General features: G+C 64.5%; 3 protein-coding genes. All 3 read right to left on the bottom strand.

Annotated elements, in window-relative coordinates:
• Window positions 1-482: acyl-CoA dehydrogenase family protein (locus VIQ49_RS15335; RefSeq protein ID WP_331886082.1), on the bottom strand; the 482-nt coding region annotated here is incomplete at its 3' end.
• A gap of 132 nt (window positions 483-614) precedes the next feature.
• Window positions 615-2,036, bottom strand: coding sequence for a GTPase HflX (hflX, locus tag VIQ49_RS15330; protein WP_331886080.1), 1,422 nt, complete (start codon window positions 2,034-2,036; stop codon window positions 615-617).
• A gap of 45 nt (window positions 2,037-2,081) precedes the next feature.
• Window positions 2,082-2,684 (bottom strand): diaminopimelate epimerase (gene dapF / locus VIQ49_RS15325; protein ID WP_331886078.1); only part of this gene is annotated, 603 nt, incomplete at its 5' end.

The following is a 2,684-nucleotide window of genomic DNA, read 5'->3' as shown; positions in this document are numbered from 1 at the left end:
CCGTTGGTGATGAAGGTCTTCGACCCGTTGAGCACCCAGTGGTCGCCGTCCTTCTTGGCGTTGGTCTTGATGCCCTGCAGGTCCGAGCCGGTTCCGGGCTCGGTCATGGCGATGGCCGTGATGAGCTCACCGGAGGTGAATCCCGGGAGCCAGCGCGCCTTCTGCTCGTCGTTGGTGAGTTCCAGCAGGTACGGCGCGATCACGTCGTTGTGCAAGGTGAACCCCAGACCGCTGAACCCGCCGCGTGCGGACTCCTCGGACACGATGGCCTGGTAGCGGAAGTCGTCGACGCCGCCACCACCGAACTCCTCGGGCGCGTCGACGGCAAGGAAGCCGTTCTTCCCGGCTTCGATCCACACATCTCGATCGACGATGTTCTGCTCCTCCCAGCGGTCGTGGTGCGGCGCCACATGCTGCTCCAGGAAGCTGCGGTACGAATCGCGGAAGAGGAGGTGCTCGGGCTCGAATAGCGCGCGTTCCATCAATGTCTCCATAACGAGGTGTCTCAACGTGGATATGCCAGCAACTGTAACTGGATTCTACATTCAGCCCAAGGTCGTCCCCAAAGACACGACCGTCCCCAAAGACAGGAATCGGAACAGACCCCGCGGGAATCAGTACAGATTGGGTGCGGCGAACTCCGCCAGCTGACTGGCAAGTGCCGAAGGCACGCTCGCGATGATCTCGGTGCCGTCGGCTCCGTGCCTCTCGCGCGAAACATCGCCCTCGGCGTGGATGCGTGAGACCAGGTCGCCCCGGGAGTACGGCACCCGGACACTGACGTGGACGTCGTGTCGCGACACCGACTCGCGAACCCGTTCGAGTAGTTCGGGGACACCTTCGCCGGTGGCGGCCGAGATGAAGACCGCTTTGGGGAACAGACCCCGAAGCTGCGTCAGGACAGTCGGATCGGCGGCATCGATCTTGTTCACCACCAGTAACTCTGGCGGGGCGGTGGCCTTCTCGTCGTGGATCACCTGCTCGATGACATTGCGCACCGCACTGATCTGATCGGTCGGGATCGGGTCCGACCCGTCGACGATGTGCAGCAGCAGGTCCGCGTCCGCGACCTCTTCGAGCGTCGAGCGGAACGCTTCGACCAGCTGAGTCGGGAGGTGCCGGACGAACCCGACGGTGTCGGTGACCACGATCTCGCGGCCGTCGTCGAGGGCCATCCGCCGGGTTGTCGGATCGAGGGTGGCGAACAGCGCGTTCTGCACCAGGACGCCGGATCCGGTCATGACGTTGATCAGACTTGATTTGCCCGCGTTGGTGTAGCCGACAATCGTAACCGACGAGACCGCAGCCTGTTTCCGCTTGGTGCGCTTGGTGTTTCGTGACGTCTTCATCTCGCGGATCTCACGGCGCAACTTCGCCATCCGCTCGCGGATACGGCGACGGTCCGTTTCGATCTTCGTCTCACCTGGACCACGCAGGCCCACGCCGCCGTTGCTACCGGCGCGACCACCGGCCTGGCGGGACATCGACTCGCCCCAGCCCCGCAGACGCGGCAGCATGTATTCCATCTGGGCCAGCGCCACCTGTGCTTTGCCCTCGCGCGAGGTCGCGTGCTGGGCGAAGATGTCGAGGATCAGCGCGGTGCGGTCGATGACCTTGACCTTCACCACCTTCTCCAGTGCGGTCAGCTGTGCCGGCGTCAGTTCACCGTCGCAGATGACGGTGTCGGCACCGGTGGCAACAACGACCTCGCGGAGCTCGTGGGCTTTGCCCGAACCGATATAGGTGGCCGGATCCGGTTTGTCGCGGCGCTGGAAGAGGCCTTCGAGTACCTCGGAACCGGCGGTCTCGGCCAGGGCTTTCAGTTCGGCGAGGCTGGACTCCGCCTGCGCATTGGTGCTGCCCTGCATCCAGACCCCCACGAGAACAACCCGTTCGAGTCGGAGCTGGCGGTATTCGACCTCGGTGACGTCGGTGAGCTCGGTGGACAGACCCGCAACACGCTTGAGCGAACTGCGCTCGTCGAGTTGTAGTTCGCCGGTGGTGGGTGAATGTGAGTCGGGTGAGTGTTCAGTCATGAGATGACCATGGTGACATTCGGACACGTGCACTGCATAACGGTTTTAGCGCCACCCTGCGTTGAGCATGCCCGCGCCGACCAGGACAGAGGGCCCCCGTAGTTCGTTGTCTTCTTCACCGACGGTGACGGTGACCGCTCCGCCGGGAACGTTGACCACAACCGCGCCGGTGCTGCGCCCGACTGATCGCAGGGCCGCGACCGCTGCTGCCACCGTTCCGGTGCCGCAGCTGCGGGTCTCCCCCACTCCGCGCTCGTGTACCCGCATCGACACCTCGCCGACCAGGGCCTCGTCGGTCCGTTCGACCAGTGGTGTCATCAGTTCGATGTTGACGCCGTCGGGAAAGTCGGTGTGATCGAACGTGATCGGCGCGGTGAGGTCGATGCTGCCGAGGCCTTCGGCGCTCAGTCCCTCGACCACACAGGCCAGATGGGGATTGCCGACGTTGACCGACAACCCCGAATACGTCTGATCGCCGATGCTCGCCTTGCTCTCGGCACCGGTCCGCACCCGCCCCATCAGCACACTCACGTCCGCCGACGACTCCGAGAGGTGATGGACGGTCACGCGCCTCCCGCCGGCCCGCGAGCCGACGACGAAGGTCGGTTCGCTGACCAGGTCGTGCGCGGCCAGATAGTGGGCGAACAC

It is taken from the genome of Williamsia sp. (genome assembly GCF_036566845.1).
Taxonomy (GTDB): Bacteria; Actinomycetota; Actinomycetes; order Mycobacteriales; family Mycobacteriaceae; genus Williamsia.
This window is presented reverse-complemented; position numbering and strand designations above follow the sequence as displayed.